This window comes from Streptomyces sp. NPDC025833, assembly GCF_055558055.1.
This window is the reverse complement of the sequence record NZ_JBVHNF010000016.1, coordinates 195,572-210,727: the sequence shown is the minus strand read 5'-3', so window position 1 is coordinate 210,727 and position 15,156 is coordinate 195,572. Positions and strand designations below refer to the sequence as shown.

The 15,156-nt window shown below is 75.4% G+C and carries 12 protein-coding genes; 1 reads left to right on the top strand and 11 read right to left on the bottom strand.

The features are described from left to right. Positions 1-55: 55 nt before the first annotated feature. Positions 56-1,744 (top strand): bifunctional 3'-5' exonuclease/DNA polymerase, encoded by a 1,689-nt coding sequence (locus ACZ4K2_RS27870; protein WP_467467909.1) that lies wholly within the window; start codon positions 56-58, stop codon positions 1,742-1,744. Positions 1,745-1,763: 19 nt separating this feature from the next. Here the strand turns inward: ACZ4K2_RS27870 and ACZ4K2_RS27865 are convergent, their stop codons facing one another. The 11 genes from ACZ4K2_RS27865 to ACZ4K2_RS27815 all read right to left on the bottom strand — a co-directional run bounded on the left by ACZ4K2_RS27865 (position 1,764) and on the right by ACZ4K2_RS27815 (position 15,060). Continuing rightward, complete coding sequence (locus ACZ4K2_RS27865; RefSeq protein WP_467468806.1) at positions 1,764-5,336, bottom strand: AfsR/SARP family transcriptional regulator; 3,573 nt, start codon at positions 5,334-5,336, stop codon at positions 1,764-1,766. 420 nt (positions 5,337-5,756) lie between these two features. Next, positions 5,757-6,650 (bottom strand): glycosyltransferase family 2 protein, encoded by an 894-nt coding sequence (locus ACZ4K2_RS27860; RefSeq protein WP_467467911.1) that lies wholly within the window; start codon positions 6,648-6,650, stop codon positions 5,757-5,759. A gap of 249 nt (positions 6,651-6,899) precedes the next feature. Next, the gene (locus ACZ4K2_RS27855) at positions 6,900-7,724 is read right to left on the bottom strand and encodes an aspartate racemase/maleate isomerase family protein (RefSeq protein WP_467467913.1); all 825 of its coding nucleotides are present in this window, start codon (positions 7,722-7,724) and stop codon (positions 6,900-6,902) included. Then, complete coding sequence (locus tag ACZ4K2_RS27850) at positions 7,724-9,184, bottom strand: MFS transporter (RefSeq protein WP_467467915.1); 1,461 nt, start codon at positions 9,182-9,184, stop codon at positions 7,724-7,726. Before ACZ4K2_RS27850 ends, ACZ4K2_RS27855 begins: the two co-directional genes overlap by 1 nt. Before the next feature lie 81 nt (positions 9,185-9,265). Next, entirely contained in the window at positions 9,266-9,964 is a 699-nt protein-coding gene (locus ACZ4K2_RS27845; RefSeq protein ID WP_467467918.1) for an HAD family hydrolase, read from the bottom strand. Continuing rightward, entirely contained in the window at positions 9,961-10,929 is a 969-nt protein-coding gene (locus ACZ4K2_RS27840; RefSeq protein ID WP_467467921.1) for a pseudouridine-5'-phosphate glycosidase, read from the bottom strand. The genes ACZ4K2_RS27845 and ACZ4K2_RS27840 overlap by 4 nt, the downstream gene beginning before the upstream one ends. Positions 10,930-11,002: 73 nt before the next feature. Next, positions 11,003-11,683, bottom strand: coding sequence for a transglutaminase-like domain-containing protein (locus ACZ4K2_RS27835; RefSeq protein WP_467467923.1), 681 nt, complete (start codon positions 11,681-11,683; stop codon positions 11,003-11,005). A 15-nt stretch (positions 11,684-11,698) separates the two neighbouring features. Beyond that, a complete protein-coding gene (locus ACZ4K2_RS27830; RefSeq protein WP_467467926.1) occupies positions 11,699-12,832 on the bottom strand; it encodes an acyl-CoA dehydrogenase family protein in 1,134 nt (377 codons plus the stop codon). A 47-nt stretch (positions 12,833-12,879) separates the two neighbouring features. After that, on the bottom strand, positions 12,880-13,254 hold the full coding sequence (locus ACZ4K2_RS27825) for an ectoine synthase (protein ID WP_467467930.1): 375 nt from the start codon (positions 13,252-13,254) through the stop codon (positions 12,880-12,882). Between the two features lie 67 nt (positions 13,255-13,321). Beyond that, positions 13,322-13,588: an acyl carrier protein gene (locus ACZ4K2_RS27820; RefSeq protein ID WP_467467933.1), complete on the bottom strand. Its 267-nt coding sequence runs from the start codon at positions 13,586-13,588 to the stop codon at positions 13,322-13,324. After that, a complete protein-coding gene (locus ACZ4K2_RS27815) occupies positions 13,585-15,060 on the bottom strand; it encodes an AMP-binding protein (protein WP_467467935.1) in 1,476 nt (491 codons plus the stop codon). The genes ACZ4K2_RS27820 and ACZ4K2_RS27815 overlap by 4 nt, the downstream gene beginning before the upstream one ends. Positions 15,061-15,156 lie beyond the last annotated feature (96 nt).

Genomic DNA, 15,156 nt, shown 5'->3' with positions numbered 1-15,156 from the left:
GCGCGGGTGACCGCGGGCCGGAGCCGTTGTCGGACCCCCCTGCCACACTCGCACCATGACCGACCGGTGGGCGCTCGCACCGGCCGAGGACGCGGGCGTCGACGTCGCCCCCCTCGGCCGCGACGGGCTGCCCGCCGGACCGGTGCGGCGCGAGCGCGACGCCGCCGAGGCGGTGCGCGGCCGCCCGGAGGTGACGCGCTGGGTGTGGCGGTCGACCGCCGAGGTCTATCCGCGGCTGCTCGCCACGGGGGTGCGAGTGGAGCGGTGCTACGACGTCGAGGACGCCGAAACGCTCCTGCTGGGCCACGAGGGCCGGTACGGCGAGCCGCACTCGGCCGCCGCCGCCCTGGCCCGCCTGCGCGGCGGCCCCGTCCCGCCCGACCCGCCGCAGCGCGCGGCCGCGCCGGGCGCCCAGTCCCCGCTGTTCGAGCCGGCCGGCCACCACCTGCCCCTGCCGGACCTGCTCGCGGTCTACGCCGAGCAGTTGCGGCGGCACGAGAGGACCGCCCACCCCGAGCGGATGCGGCTGCTGACCGCGAGCGAGTCGGCCGGGATGCTGGTGGCCGCCGAGATGAACCGCGCGGGTCTGCCGTGGAGCGCCGGGGTCCACCGCGAGCTGCTGCACACGCTGCTCGGCGAGCGGTACGCGGGCGGCGGTGAGCCGCGCCGCCTCGCCGAACTGGCCGACGAGGTGTCCGCCGCCTTCGGCCGCCGGGTCCGCCCCGACCTGCCCGCCGACGTGATCAGGGCCTTCGCGCAGGCCGGGATCAAGGTGAAGTCCACCCGCCGCTGGGAGATCCGCTCCGTCGACCACCCGGCCGTCGCCCCCCTCCTGGAGTACAAGAAGCTGTACCGCATCTGGGTGGCGCACGGCTGGTCCTGGCTCCAGGACTGGGTGCGCGACGGCCGTTTCCGCCCCGAGTTCCTGGCCGCGGGCACGGTCACCGGACGCTGGGTGACGAACGGCGGGGGCGGCCTGCAGATCCCCAAGGTGATCCGCAGGGCCGTGGTCGCCGACCCCGGCTGGCGGCTGGTGGTGGCCGACGCCGACCAGATGGAGCCGCGCGTGCTGGCCGCGATCTCCCGCGACCCCGGCCTGATGGAGGTGGCCGGCCGCGAGGACGACCTCTACCAGTCCGTCTCCGACCGCGCCTTCTCCGGCGACCGGGACCAGGCCAAGATCGCCGTGCTCGGCGCGGTGTACGGCCAGACCTCCGGCGACGGCCTGAAGAACCTCGCCGCGCTCCGCCGCCGCTTCCCGAAGGCCGTCGCCTACGTCGACGACGCGGCCCGCGCGGGCGAGGAGGGCCGGCTGGTGCGCACCTGGCTGGGCCGCACCTGCCCGCCGGCCGCCGGTGCGGACGAGGACGCGACGGAGGAGGCGGGCATCCCGGGCGGCGAGGACGAGCCGGAGGGCCAGGCCGGCTGGGTCCCGGGGTACGCCTCCACGAACTTCCGCGCGCGAGGCCGCTTCGCGCGCAACTTCGTCGTGCAGGGCAGCGCCGCCGACTGGGCCCTGCTGCTGCTCGCCGCGCTGCGCCGGGCCTGCGCGGGCCTTGCGGCCGAGCTGGTCTTCTTCCAGCACGACGAGGTGATCGTGCACTGCCCCGCCGAGGAGGCCGACGCGGTCGTCCGGGCCGTCCGCGAGGCCGCCGACCTCGCCGGCCGGCTGTGCTTCGGCGAGACACCGGTGCGGTTCCCGTTCACCACGGCGGTGGTGGAGTGCTACGCCGACGCCAAGTGAGCGCCGCCCGCCACCCCGGTCAGCCGCCGAGGAGGTCGCGCAGCTCCGCCACGACCGCCTGCTCGTCCGTGCCGTCCAGGGCCGCGCGGGCCGCGCGCCAGGCGTCGTACGCCTCCGCCCGCCGCCCCTGCTCGCGCAGCAGGAGGCCGTGCTGGTGCAGGGCCAGCCCGCCGGTGTAGCGGTCGGCGCGGGCGTCGGCCCGGCGCAGCAGCTCGGCGCACTCGTCGGCCGCCCGGGCGGTCCGCCCCAGCTCCCGCAGCGCGCGGACCAGGCCGAGCCGGGTCTGGGACTCCCCGTGCCAGTCGCCGTGGCCGCCGAGGACGCGCAGGCTCTCCTCGAAGTGCCGGGCGGCCGCGTCCGGTTCGCCGAGGGTGAGGTGGGCGTACCCGATGTTGCAGAGCGCCGAGTGGCGCAGGATGACGGCGCCGATCCGGTCCCCGATCGCCAGTGAGCGCCGGTGCTGCTCGATGGCGGCGCGCGGGTCGGTGTGCTCGTAGAGGTTGCCGAGGTGGCTGCGGGTGACGGCCTCGCCGTAGGGGTCGTTCAGCAGCCGCGAGTAGGCGAGGCTGCGCCGCAGCGCCTCCCCCGACTCCTCGAACCGGCCGAGCCCCTCCAGCAGCAGCCCGCGGTTGTTCAGGCAGCGCCGGATCCGGGAGGCCGTGCCCAGCCGGGTCCAGATCTCCAGGGACCGGTCGGTCAGGGCGAGCGCGTCCTTGTGCCGGCCCGTCAGGAAGTGCAGGCCGGCGAGGTCGCCCAGCGCGTACGCCTCCGCCGCCGGGTCCCCGAGCAGCCGCGCGGTGCCGAGCGCGGCCCGTCCCAGCACCTCCATCTCGGCGACCCGGCCGCCGCGCTGCGCGTAGGGGAACAGCAGCCGTGCGAGCACCGAGAGGTGGGCGGCCGTGTCCGCGTCGGCGGTGCCCGCGTTCCGCGCCACCAGCGCGACGACGTTCTCCAGCTCGACCTCGCCCCAGGCGAACGCCTCCTCGGCCGACTCGAAGGGCGCGAGGGCGGCCACGTCCGCCGCGTGCCCGGCCGGCTGGGCGGCGGTCGGCCGCCGCCGGTCGTCCTGGTCGAGCCCCGGCCCCACGACCGCCACCAGCACCCGCTCGGCCACGGCGGCGTACCAGCGCAGCGCGACGAGATCGGCGGCGGCCGGGGTGACCGCGGGTGCCGGGGGCGTGGGCGGGGCGGCGGGGCGCGGTTCGGTCTCCGCGAGTTCGCGGGCGAAGTCACGGACCAGGTCGTGCGGTGTGTAGCGGCCGTACGCCGTCTCCTCCAGCAGGGCGACGTCCACCAGGCGGTCCAGGGCCGCCTCGGCCCGCCGCTCGTCGGTGCCGGTGAGGCGGGCGACCAGCGGGGCGCCGTAGGTGGGCAGGTCGAGCGCGCCGATGCGGCGCAGCGCCAGGGCCGCGTCCCGGTCGGCCTCGCGCGCGGCGGCGGCGAGCGCGTCGTGGGCCACGGCCAGGGAGCGGCGGACGCTCAGGTCGTCGTACTCCAGGTGGTGCAACCGCCCTCCGGTGGCCGCGAGCTGGCCGGCCAGGACGTCCGGGGTGAGGGCCCGGCGGGCGGCGAGCCGGGCGGCGACCACGCGCAGCGCCAGCGGGAGCCGGCCGGTCAGCTCGACCAGCGCGTGACCGGCGTCCAGCTCGTCGCGCCCGCTGACCGCGCGGAGCAGGGCGGCGCTGTCCGCGCCGGTCAGCGGGGAGAGCGGGAAGCGGCGGACGCCGTCGAGCGCCGTGAGCGGCGAGCGGCTGGTGACGATCACCGCGCAGCCGGGTCCGGCCGGCAGCAGGGGCCGTACCTGGGCCGCGTTCGCCGCGTCGTCCAGCACCAGCAGCAGGCGGGCGGGGGCGAGCAGGGTACGCAGCAGCGCCGACGCGGCGTCGGGGTGTTCGGGGATGTTCCGGGGGTCGGCGCCGAGGTCGCGCAGGAGCGCGGTGAGCGCCTGGGTGGCGGTCAGCGGTGCCATGCCGGGGGTGGCGCCGTGCAGGTTGACGTAGAGCTGACCGTCGGGGAAACGTTCCCTCATGGTGTGGGCGGCGTGCAGGGCCAGGGCGCTCTTGCCGACCCCGGCCATGCCGCTGATCACCGCGATCGCGGGTGCCGGGGCGGACGCTCCGGTCAGCGCCCGGCACAGCTCGCCGCAGACGTCGTCCCGGCCGGTGAAGTGGGCGGGCGGGGCCGGCAACTGGGCCGGCCGCGGGGTCTGCCGCGCGGCCGCCACGGCGGCGCCCGGCGGGGAGCCGGGAGGCTCGGGAGGAGGCGGAGCGGGAGCCGCCGGAACGCCGGGCACCTCGGAGACGGCCGGAACGCCGGGTGCCCCGGAAGCCGCCGGGACGCCGGAGCCCTTGGAAACCGCCGGGACGCCAGGTGCCCCGGAAACGGCCGGGACCTCAGGTGCCTCGGAAGCCGCCGGGACGCCAGGTGCCCCGGAAGCCGCCGGGACGCCGGGTGCCTCGGGAACTGTCGGTGCCACCTGGGCGGCGTGTGCCGTGGGCGCCGTGTGGGAAGCGTGAACCGTCCGCGCCGCGCGCGCCGCGTGCGCCAGGTGGGCCGCGTAGGCGGCGTAGGCCGCGTGGGACTCACGGGTCTCGTGAGCCGCCGCGTACGCGTCGGCCGTGGCCGGCGCACCGGACGCGGCGGGTGCGGCGGCCGGGCGGGGCGGGTCCGGCGCGGGGTCCGCGGTGGGCGGTGAAGGGGCCGTGCCGTCCCCGCCGCCGGCCGCCCACCCGGAACCGCCGTCCCCGGGTGCCGGGTGCGGAGCGCCGGGCGTCCCGTCCCGCTCCGGCCCCGCGCCGCTCCCCCGCAGCACCTCGACGTGCGCCTCCCGGACCGCCGCGCCGGGTTCGATGCCGAGCTCCTCCACCAGGCGGGCGCGCAGATCGCGGTGGACGGCGAGGGCCTCGGCCCGGCGCCCGCTGCGGTGCAGGGCGAGCATCAGCTGGCGGTGGAACGCCTCGCGCAGCGGATGCTCGGCGACCAGCGCCGCCAGCTCCGGGACGAGCGCGGCCGGCCGGGCGCCGCCGAGGGCGAGTTCGGCGTCGTGGCGCCACTCCAGCAGGAACAGCCTGGCCTGCTCCAGGCGCCGCACCAGGGCGTGGCCGCCGAGGTCGGCGGGGAGTCCGCTCAGCGGGGTGCCGCGCCACAGCGCCAGCGCCGAGGCGGCGGCCCGCACCACGCCGGCCCAGTCCCGCCGGGCGTGCGCGGCCCGCGCCTCGGCGACCCGGGTGTCGAAGACGTGCACGTCCAGCTCGCCGTGCTCGACGCGCAGCACGTAGCCCGGCGGCACGGCCCGGAGCCGCTCGGGGTCGTCCAGGAGCCGGCGCAGCCGGGTGACGTGGTTGTGCAGGGACGCCCGCGCGGAGACGGGCGGCGCACCGCCCCACAGCGCGTCCTTCAGCGCCTCGACCGACACCACCCGGCCGGGCTCCAGCAGCAGCGCGGCGAGCAGGGCGCGGACCTTGGGGCTGCCGATGGCCCGGACGCCGCCGCCGGGAACGTCGTCGGGGACGTCGTCGGGGCTGCCGTACGGCGCCCGGTCGTGGAGGACCGGCGGTCCCAGCAGTCCGAAGCGCAGCTCGCACCGCCGCATCACGCCGTTCCACAGCCTTCCCGCGCGGTCGGGGCCGACCGCGCTCCGCAGCGGGCGCGTACCCACCGTCGCCTGGCGGGAACCCGCCTTCTCCACGACGGTTTCCCGCCACCTTCCACCTGTCGGTCCGGTGGCGCGAACCGTTGCCACCGAGGGCCGTTGCCGTTACCTTCGGACGACTTCCGGCCAACCGGTGCCCGGTCCGCCGACGAACCGTTGGCCACATGTTAGCGATCCGTTGGCGCCTTCTGATGTGATCATCACATCGGATCCGGCTCGACGGCGCGCGCGGTCGCGCAACTCGGGGGAGTGTCGCCGCAGGCTGGATCCGGGGACGACAAGGGCCCCGGCCGGCGGAGGTGAACGACCGGGGCCCCGTCCCGTCCCCGCCTCCCGGGCCCGCCGCGCCGCGACCGCCGCTCAGATCACCGGCGGCCGCCCCAGCCGGGTGAGCCGCCACACCGTACGCCAGCGCATCGGCCGCCGCTCGCCGGCCGGTTCCCGCAGCCCCTCCGCGAACCCGCCGAACCACGCCCTGAGTCCCGCGCCGGACCGGGTCCGGGCGAGCGTGAGCAGCGTCCACACCGCGAGGTGCACCGGGACGAGCGGCAGCGGCAGCCGGCGCCGCGCGAGCCAGACGCGGTTGCGGGCGTTGACCCGGTGGTAGATGGCGTGCCGGGCCGGTGACGTCCAGGGGTGCCGCAGGAGCAGCTCGGGCGCGTAGAGGATCCGCCAGCCGGCGTCGGCGGCCCGCCAGGCGAGGTCGGTCTCCTCGTGCGCGAAGAAGAACTCGGCGGGCCAGTCCCCGGTCTCGGCCAGCATCGACATCCGCAGGGCGTGCCCGCCGCCGAGGAACCCGGTGACGTACCCGCCGCGCAGCGGATCGGACGCGCCCACCCGGGGGACGTGCCGCTGCTGGGTCCGGCCGCGCTCGTCGGCGATGCGGAAGCCGACGATGCCGAGGCGGGGGTCGGCGGCGTACAGGTCGCGCACCCGGCGCAGCACGTCGGGGTCGACGAGCAGGCCGTCGTCGTCCAGCTCCACCACCACGTCGACGTCCCCGAAGGCCCGCAGCCGGGCGAGGGCGACGTTCCGGCCGCCGGGGCAGCCGAGGTTCTCCTCGACCTCGACGGCCGTCACCTCGCCGGGCAGGGACAGCCGGCGGGCGAACTCGGGCAGCCGGCAGCCGTTGCCGACGATCACGATGCGCGCCGGGGCGAGGTCCTGCCCGGCCACGGATGAGAGCAGGGCGTCGACCTCGGCGGGACGGTTGCCCATCGTCACCACGGCGACGGCGATCCTCGGTTCCGTCACGTCCCTCACCCCGTTGCCCCGTTCCGCCGGCGGCGGCACCGCTCCCTGCCGCGCGCTGCCCACCGTTCACCAAGATGTCGCCTCGGGGCCGCGGGTTCATCCGACGCCGAGCCACTTTGCCGCCTCTTTGATCCGGTTTCACGGTCGCGTTCCCCGGGCGGCCCGGCCGGTGCGGCCCGCCGGACGGCGCGAGGCCACCCGGGAGGAGTTCCCGGGTGGCCTGGGCGGTGGAGCCGCTCGGGGCCGGCGTCACGGAAGCCGGCGGGTGAAGAGGCTCCCGTGGACGGCCGCCCCGGCGTCGGGCGCGGGGACGGCCGCCCCGGCGTCGGGCGCGGCGTGGCGCAGGCCGTACCAGAGGACGGCCTGGTTCGACGTGAGGACCGGAACGCCCAGTTCCTGCTCCAGGGGGACGACGGCGCCCCGGGCGGGGAAGCCGCTGCCCGGCACCAGGACGCCGTCCGGACGCGGGTGGTCCGGGTCGTGGAACGCCTTGACGACCTGCTGGTGCACCTCGGCGGGGTCGATCGTCCAGTGGGCGCCCTCGTCGAAGGCGTTGTAGCGGGCCACGCCGGACCAGTCCGGGCCCAGCTCGAACTGGACCAGCCGCGTCCGCTCGACGCCGACCACGCTCAGGTACTCCTCCGTGGCCCGGAACGTCGGCTCGGTGAACCACGGCGGCATGACCAGCAGCGGCCGCCGTACGCCGGACGCCCGCACGGCCGCCGTGATGGCCGTCGCCGCCGTGTACACCGGGACGCCGTGGGCGTGCGCGCCGGCCGCCGCGACGAACTCCGCGTCGAACGCGGGCCCCCCGAAGAAGCTGCTCGAACCGAAGCAGAGGGCGATGCTGTGCGCGCCCAGCCGGCCGAGCTGGTCCAGGCCGCGCACGACGTCGGGCGCGTTCGCGAGGGCGCCGGCGGGGCTGCCGACGTACTCCGTGTCGGCGGGCCGGGGGCACTCGAAGCGCGCGGTGTGCACCGAGACGCCTTCGGGGGCCATGCGCCAGATCTCGGTCTCGGGCACGGGGTCGTTGTGGATGACGAGGATGCCCAGCCGGGCCGCGGCCGCGGCCATCAGCACTCACCCGCCGCGGCCGTGGTCCGCACACCGTCCGCCGGCCCGGCGTCCCGGTCCGCGGCGACGGCGGCGGTCCGGCCGCCCGGCGCGAAGCCGAGCCACGCGAGTGCCGCGCCGGCCACCGCGATCCCGCCGGCCAGCAGGAAGCCGGTACGGAACGCCCCGTCGCCCGGGTCCGTGCCCAGGACGATGACCAGGGCCGCCACCCCGAGGGCGCCGCCCGCGTACTGGGTGGTGGTCATCAGCGCACCGGCCACGCCCTGGTTGCGGTCGTCCACGTCACGGGTGCCGCCGACGAACATCGAGGTGTAGATCATGCCGTGCCCGAGTCCGCTGACGACCAGGCCGGGCAGCAGCGCACCGGCGTAGTCGTGGTGGCGGGCGGAGAGGCCCAGCAGGACGAGCCCGGCCGCGCCGACCACGAAGGCCAGCGTCAGGCAGCGGCGCACGCCGATGCCCCCGACCAGCTTCCCGGCGATCATGTTGCCGAAGGTGATGCAGGCGGCGAGCGGGAGGAACGCGATCCCCGCGGCGAGCGGCGCGTACCCGCGGCCGTCCTGGAGGACCAGCGTCACCAGGTAGAACTCGACGCCGGCCACGCTCGCCATGTAGAGCGCGGAGGAGCAGCAGCCCATCACGAGGCTGCGGGTGCGCCGCAGCACCGGGTCGACCAGCGGCTGCCCGCTGCCGCGCTCCCGCAGCGCGAACAGCACCAGCAGGACGGCCCCGGCGAGGAAGCTGCCCAGCGTCAGCGGTTCGGTCCAGCCGATGTCGGCGGCCAGGGTGAGGCCGAGGACGGAGACCAGGACCATCGCGGTGCACAGCACGGCGTTGAGCACGTTGAGGGCGGCGTGCCGGCCCCGCTCCGTCTTCCCGGGCAGGAAGCGGGGGGCGGCCAGCGCGCAGACCACCGCGAACGGCAGGTTCACGAAGAACGTCCAGCGCCAGGACAGGGTGGTCAGCAGTCCGCTGACGACCACGCCCGCGGCCAGCCCGCTGGCGCCGACCGTGCCCCAGACGGCGAGCGCCCGGGTGCGCTCCCGGCCCGCCGGGAACGTGGTGTTCACCAGGGCCAGGATGGACGGCTGGAGGCAGGCCGCGGCCACGCCCTGGGCGCCGCGGGCGACCAGCAGCAGCGCGGCGTTCGCCGCGAGGCCGCCCAGCAGGGAGGCGACGCCGAAGAGCACCAGCGCGGCCATGAACAGCTTGCGGGCGCCGACCCGGTCGCCGACCCGGCCGCCGACGATCAGGAAGCCCGCGAAGAACACGGAGTAGGCGCTGACGACCCACTGCATGGCGCTGCCGGACAGCGACAGGTCGGAGCCCATGTCGGGCAGCGCGACGAAGATGACGGAGAAGTCCAGCGCGATGAGGAACTGGGCCGCGGAGAGGGTGATGAGGCCGCCGACGGGACTGCGGGACGCCGTCGGTGCGGAGGTTGCGGTCGGATGAGACATGGTGTGGATGACCACCTGATTCTTGTCGTCCCGTAGGGGGCTGAACCGTGCGGGGAGGGAGGGGCCGGGCGGGCGGACCGGTCAGGAGAGCGCCGGGGTCGTCGACGGGACGCGGCCCAGCGCGTGCCCCAGCGCGCCGACCGTGTCCGCCACCAGCCCGGCGCCCGCCTCTGTCAACTGCGACGCCGAGGCGACGCCGTAGGAGACGCCGATGGCGGGGATGCCGGCCGCCGCGGCCATCCGCATGTCGTCCACGGAGTCCCCGACGACCACGCACCGCTCCGGCGCGGTGCCGGCCGACCGGGCCGCGAGCAGCGCCAGGTCGGGGTGGGGCTTGCCGCGCGGTGCCATGCCGTGGCAGACGACGGCGTCGAACTCCCCGGCGAGACCGGCGGGTTCGAGGAGTTCCAGGGCGCTGGCCCGGATCTTGCTGGTGCAGATCGCGGTCCTGATCCCCGCGGCGCGCAGCTCGCGCAGCAGTTCCGGCACCCCGGGGAAGACCAGTGCGGCGGCCTGGGGCACGACCTCCCGGCGGAACCGTTCCCGGAAGAGGGCGACCGCGTCGGCCACCTCCGGGTGGTCCTCGGGCAGTCCGGTGAGCTCGGCGAAGACGGCCACGAGCGGCCTGCCGACGGTGGCGCGCACCCGGTCCGCCGGCACGTCCGGGCGGCCGGTGTGCTCCAGTACCCGGTGCAGGACGCCGGCGATGGCGCCCGGGGTGTCCAGCAGGGTGCCGTCGAGGTCGAACAGGACGGCGGCGGGCGCGTCGTGGGCCGTCATGCCCGGGCCCCCGCGTACTCGGCGAGTTCGAGGGAGAGCTGGACGGCGAACTCGCCGGCGAAGGCCGCGGTCGACAGCAGCACGGACCGGTTGGCGGCCGAGGTACGGCCCCGGGTCGCCTCGGCGATCGCCTTCAGCAGGTACGGCGTGATCGCGGGACCGGTGACGCCCGCGGCCTTCGCCCGGGCGGTGGCGCCCTCCAGCGCCGCCTCGATGTCGGCGGACGGGATGCCGTCCGCCTCCCGGATGGGCTGGGTGACCAGGGTCGAGGTGGCGTTCCCGGCCCGCCAGTGGGCGAGGGTGACGGCGGCGATCTCGCGCAGGTCGTCGATCCGGTGCGGGTTGGGCACGCCGCTGCTGACGCTCAGGTAGGCGGGGAAGTCGTCGCAGCGGTAGCCGATCACGGGGATGCCCGCCGTCTCCAGCCACTCCAGGGTCCACGCGGGGTGCAGCATCGACTTGGCCCCGGCGCACACCACGGCGACCCGGCTGCGGGTGAACTGCACGAGGTCGGCGGAGATGTCGAAGCTGTGCGGGGCGTCGCGGTGCACGCCGCCGATGCCCGCGACGGCGAACACCGGGATGCCCGCCAGCTCCGCCGCCACCAGCGAGGAGGACACGGTGGTGGCGCCGAGGCCGCCGCGGGCCAGGGTGACGGCCATGTCCCGGGTGCTGACCTTGGGCACGTCCGGGGAGGAGGCGAACAGCTCGATCTGCTCCTTGGTCATGCCCACCCGGATCCGGCCGTCCAGCAGCGCGACCCGGGCGGGGACCGCGCCGGCCGCGCGGACCTCGCCGTCGATGTCGAGCGCCAGGTCGAGGTTGGCCGGGTACGGGAGCCCGTGCGGGATGGCCGAGGACTCCAGCGCGACGACCGGCCGGCCCTCGTGCAGTGCCTCGCGCACCTCTTCGTCGATGTCCAGCAGGTCGGGGTCGGCGGCGAGTGCCGCGGTGGTGGCGTTCATGGAAGCTCCTCAGCGCATCGGCGGGTCGGTGGTTCGCCGGGTCGGCGGGTCGGCGGGTCGGCGGGTCGGCGGGTCAGCGGTTCAGGACGGGCGGGGGGACGGCCTCGGAGATGAGCGAGCCGCCGGAGACGGTGCCGGTCCCGTCGAGGAACCGCGGGTGCCGGCTGCGCATCGACTCCGTCACGAACTCGTACGGCAGGTCGTCGAAGGAGCCGTGGTCCCTGAGGAACTCCATGGCGCCCCCGCTGCCGTGCGGGTGGTAGAGGCTGTCGGTGCGCCCGTCGAACTCCAGGGGCCGCATGCCGTAGAGCCGGCACAGCAGTTGGTTGAAGACGGGGGTGGCCTTCACCCAGCGGCCCTCCAGGTGGACCTGGGTGAGGCCGTGGAAGAAGACGTCACCGCCGATGTGCTCGATCAGGCGGGGCGAGGCGAGGTGGTTGCGGACGTCGCCGTACACCAGCCGGGAGGGGATGCCCAGGGCGCGGACGGCGGCGGCGAACAGGACCGACTTGTGCAGGCAGAAGCCGGACTTGAGGGTGGCGGTGCGGGACGCCGTCAGGCCCTCGCGGGACAGGTCGGCGCCGTACACCTCGTAGTGGACGGTGTCGCGGACCGCGTAGTACAGCTTGACGGCGTTGGTGCGGCGGTCGGCGGAGCGGTCGTCGACGACGTCGTCGATGAAGGTCTGCACCGCCTCGGACTCGTAGTCGAGGAACTCGGTGGGGGCGGTGAGACTGCTGGGGACAGTGGTCATGGGCTCGTTCCCTGGTCAGAGGCCGAGGAGGCTGGCGATCCGGGTGCGCTGGATCTCGCTGGTCCCGGAGTAGATGGTTCCGGCGACGGAGTCGCGCAGCGCGCGCTCGACCCCGTGCGCGGTGAGCACCCCGCGACCGCCGTGGATGCGGACCGCGTCGAGGGCGTTCTGGACGTTCGCCTCGGACACGACGGTCTTGGTGGCGGCGAGGTCGACGGCGGCGTCCTCGCCGGACTCCACCTTCCTCCCGGTGTCGTGCAGCCACTTCCGGGCGGTCTCGGTGCGGATCTTCATGTCGGCGATCTGGTGGGAGATCGCCTGGTACTTGCCGATGGGCCGGCCGAACTGGGTGCGGTCCTTGGCGAACTGGACGGTCTCCGCCAGCCGGCGGGTCATCTCGCCGAGCGTGATGGAGAAGGAGAACAGCACCTCGCGCTTCATCACGTGGTCGAGGACCAGGAACCCGGCCCCGTCCCCGCCGACGCGGTGGGAGACGGGCACCCGCAGCTCCTCGAAGCGGAGCGTGCCGACCGGGCTGGTGCGCAGCCCGATCTTGTCCATGGCCGGGCCGACCACCAGGCCGGGGGTGCCGGCCTCGACCAGCAGGCAGGTGAGGCCGAACGGGCCGGGGGCGCCGGTGCGGACGTAGAGCAGGAAGAGGTCGGCGACCGGGGCGTTGGTGATGAACATCTTCCCGCCGTTGACCACGTAGTGGTCGCCGTCGCGGACGGCGGTGGTGGAGATGTTCATGGCGTCGGAGCCGCCGGACTCCTCCGTGATGGCGTGCGCGGTGATCAGGTCGCCGGAGACGATCTTCGGGAGGTAGCGCTCCTTCAGGTCGTCGCCGCCGAACCGCTGGAGCGGCACGCCCACGGACACGATCTGGGTGGAGGCGGAGAAGGACAGGCCGGAGTCGGTCGACACGCGGCCCAGTCCTTCCAGGGCCCGCATGGTGTCGGTCAGCGACCGGCCATGTCCGCCGTAGGCGGCGTCGAAGGGGATGCGCAGGATCCCGGACTCCTGGACCGCCGACCACTTGGACCGGGAGAACTCGGCCCGGCCGTCCAGTGCCTCGATGTCGGCGCTGAGCTGCTCGGCCCATGGGGTCATCAGGTGCAGGAGATCGTGCTGCGGTGGTTGCTCGGACATGGCTGTACTCCTCGAAGCGGGGCCGCTGCCGGTGGCTCGGTGCCGGGTCAGTACTGCGAGAAGCCGTCCTCGGACAGGGTGTGCCGCTCGGTGCCGGCGATCGGCGGGTTGAAGACCGACACCAGGTGCAGGTCCTCGTAGTCGGAGGCGACGAGGTAGTGGGGGTCGTGGTCGTCGAGGGCGTAGAGCGTGCCCGGGAGGATCTTGTGCCGGGTGCCGTCCTTCTCGACGACCTCGCCGGAGCCCGCGACGCAGAAGCACGCCTCCAGGTGGTTGCGGTACTGCAGGGCGCTCGAGGTGCCCTGGCGCACGAGGGTCACGGCGAAGGCGAAGCCCATGCGGTCGGCCTCGACCAGGAGCCGGTGGCTGGTGCCGTTGCCCCACTCGACGGGGACGACGTCGTCGACGCTGCGGGTGAACACAGTGCTGCTCCTTTGCGGAAAGGGGTGGGGAAGGGGTGGGGAGGGACGCGGGGTGGCCGGTGGCGCGTCAGGCCGTGACGGCGGCGGAGTGCTCGCCGATCAGGCCGACGATCGCGGCGATGGTGCGGAAGTTGTCCGGCGTGATGTCGATGGTGTCCATCGGCACCCGGTAGGCGGTCGCGATGTGCGAGACCAGCCGGACCAGGCCGAGGCTGTCGATCACTCCGGAGGAGACGAGGTCGTAGTCGTCGGTGAGGTCCGAGGCGTCCTCGCCCGCGAGGAACTCGGCGGCGATGAAGGCGCGGATCTCGTCTGCCGTGGCGTGGGCGGTCATGCGGTACGGGTCTCCTTCATGCGGTGGGCCTGGATGCGGTTGCGGTCGGGCTTGCCCGTGGAGGTGCGGGGCAGCGGCTGGTCGGTGATGTGGACGGACGCCGGGATGGCGTGCCGGGGCAGCCGGGCGCCGGCGTAGCTGCGCAGGCCGAGGCCGGTCAGCGCGGCGGCGGGGCGCCGGGTCACGGCGGCGTGCAGCCGGACCCCGGCCTGCTCGTCGGGCAGGGCGACGACCACCGCCTCGGCGACGTCCGGGTGGGTCGCGATGACGGCCTCGACCTCTTGCAGGTTGGTGCGGATGCCGCGCACCTTGACCTGCCAGTCGGCGCGCCCTTCGAGGCGGACCAGGCCGTCCGCGGACCGGGTCACGAGGTCACCGGTGCGGTAGTAGCGGCAGCCGTCGATCTCGGTGAACCGCTGCTCGTTCAGGGAGCTCTGGAGGTAGCCGTCGGTCTGGAACGGCGTCGACACCAGCAGCTCGCCGCCGCCCGCGCCCTCCAGCGGGGTGCCGTCGGCGCCGACGACCAGGGCGCGCACCCCGGGCAGGGGGCGGCCGATCGGCATCCGCTCCCCGGTCCCGTCGCGGGACACCTCGTGGACGAACGAGTCGTTGGTCTCGGTGCAGCCGAACACGTTGTGCAGCCGCGCCGCGGGATAGGCGGCGAGGACCGGGGCCAGCAGGCCGGCCGGCATCGCCTCACCGGTGAGGACGGCCCGGCGGACCGCGGGGTACACGCCGCCGGCGTCCTCGGCGAGCAGCCGGTGCAGCATGGGGACGCCCTGGACGAAGCTCACCTCCCGCCCGGCGACCAGTTCCCGCAGCCGGCCCGCGTCCGTGGCCTGCTCCTTGCCGACCAGGACGACGTGCGCGCCGAGCCGCAGGAACGTCCACACGTCCAGCAGCGCGAGGTCGAAGTTGAGCGGGGCGTAGGAGAGGGCGACGTCGTCGCCGGTGAGGCCGAAGGCGTCCACGGCCCAGTCGGCGAAGGCGGTGAAGCCGTCGACGGGGATGGGCACGATCTTCGGGGTGCCGGTGGAACCGGACGTGGTGAGCAGCAGGCGGGTGCGGGCCGGGTCGGGGACCGCGAACCCCGCCGCCTCGGCCTCGTCCGGCTCGATCGGCTCGGCCGACAGGCCGCCCCGCTCGTCCGCGCCGAGCAGGTGCGAGGCCCGGGCCCGGCTGCTCAGCCGGGCCAGCGCCTGCGCGCCGAGGTCGGGCGAGGGGACGAGCGCGACCAGCCCCTGCCGGAACACCGCGAGGAGCAGGGCGACGGTCTCCGGCGACTTGTGCGCCGGTACGCAGACGGTGGCGCCCGGCGCGAGGGGCAGCCGCGCCAGCCGGCCGGCGAACGCCTCGGTGAGGGCGTCCAGTTCGCGGTAGGTGACGCTGCGGTGGCAGCAGGACAGGGCCACCCGGTCGGCGTGTTTCTCGCGGTGTGCGCCGACTGCGTCGGCTAGGTGCGGTGACGGCATGCGACTACCCCCCGGACAGTGGGACGAGGACTCGGCTCGCTGCGGGGCTCCCGCTGTCGGGGCCCGGCGCCGAGCGCTGATCACGGGCATCACTGT

Bases quoted from the DNA above. Each gene is read 5' to 3' on its own strand.
- ACZ4K2_RS27870 (WP_467467909.1), top strand. From the start codon at position 56: ATGACCGACCGGTGGGCGCTCGCACCGGCCGAGGACGCGGGCGTCGAC.
- ACZ4K2_RS27865 (WP_467468806.1), bottom strand. From the start codon at position 5,336: ATGCGGCGGTGCGAGCTGCGCTTCGGACTGCTGGGACCGCCGGTCCTC.
- ACZ4K2_RS27855 (WP_467467913.1), bottom strand. From the start codon at position 7,724: ATGGCCGCGGCCGCGGCCCGGCTGGGCATCCTCGTCATCCACAACGAC.
- ACZ4K2_RS27850 (WP_467467915.1), bottom strand. From the start codon at position 9,184: ATGTCTCATCCGACCGCAACCTCCGCACCGACGGCGTCCCGCAGTCCC.
- ACZ4K2_RS27845 (WP_467467918.1), bottom strand. From the start codon at position 9,964: ATGACGGCCCACGACGCGCCCGCCGCCGTCCTGTTCGACCTCGACGGC.
- ACZ4K2_RS27840 (WP_467467921.1), bottom strand. From the start codon at position 10,929: ATGAACGCCACCACCGCGGCACTCGCCGCCGACCCCGACCTGCTGGAC.
- ACZ4K2_RS27835 (WP_467467923.1), bottom strand. From the start codon at position 11,683: ATGACCACTGTCCCCAGCAGTCTCACCGCCCCCACCGAGTTCCTCGAC.
- ACZ4K2_RS27830 (WP_467467926.1), bottom strand. From the start codon at position 12,832: ATGTCCGAGCAACCACCGCAGCACGATCTCCTGCACCTGATGACCCCA.
- ACZ4K2_RS27820 (WP_467467933.1), bottom strand. From the start codon at position 13,588: ATGACCGCCCACGCCACGGCAGACGAGATCCGCGCCTTCATCGCCGCC.
- ACZ4K2_RS27815 (WP_467467935.1), bottom strand. From the start codon at position 15,060: ATGCCGTCACCGCACCTAGCCGACGCAGTCGGCGCACACCGCGAGAAA.